This window comes from Oleiphilus sp. HI0128 (assembly GCF_001635365.1).
This window is the reverse complement of the sequence record NZ_LWGG01000495.1, coordinates 1-627: the sequence shown is the minus strand read 5'-3', so window position 1 is coordinate 627 and position 627 is coordinate 1. Positions and strand designations below refer to the sequence as shown.

General features: G+C 50.2%; 1 pseudogene. It reads left to right on the top strand.

Annotated elements, in window-relative coordinates:
* Window positions 1-627, top strand: a pseudogene (locus A3763_RS05975) (ammonium transporter); the annotation flags it as partial.

The following is a 627-nucleotide window of genomic DNA, read 5'->3' as shown; positions in this document are numbered from 1 at the left end:
TGACTTCTTCTTCCAGGTCGTATTCGTTGCAACGGCAATGTCTATCGTATCGGGTGCGGTTGCTGAGCGTATGAAGCTTTGGGCTTTCCTAGCATTCGCAGTTGTTATGACGGGTTTCATCTACCCAATGGAAGGTGGCTGGACTTGGGGTGGTAACTCTGTGTTCGGTATGTACGACCTCAGTAGCTATAGCGATTACGCTGGTTCAGGTATCGTTCACATGGCAGGTGCTGCAGCAGCATTGGCTGGTGTTATCATGCTAGGTGCTCGTAAAGGCAAGTACGGTGCTAACGGTCAGGTTAACGCTATCCCAGGTGCGAACCTTCCTCTAGCAACGCTAGGTACATTCATCCTGTGGATGGGCTGGTTCGGTTTCAACGGTGGTTCTACTCTTAAACTGGGTGGTATCGAAGTAGCTAACGAAGTAGCAAGCGTATTCTTGAACACTAACGCTGCTGCGGCAGGTGGTTTGATCGCTGCATTGATCGTTGCACGTATTCTATTCGGTAAGGCTGACCTTACAATGGCATTGAACGGCGCACTAGCAGGTTTGGTTGCGATCACTGCAGAGCCTGCTGATCCTTCTCCACTACTAGCAACGATCATTGGTGCGATCGGTGGTGTTAT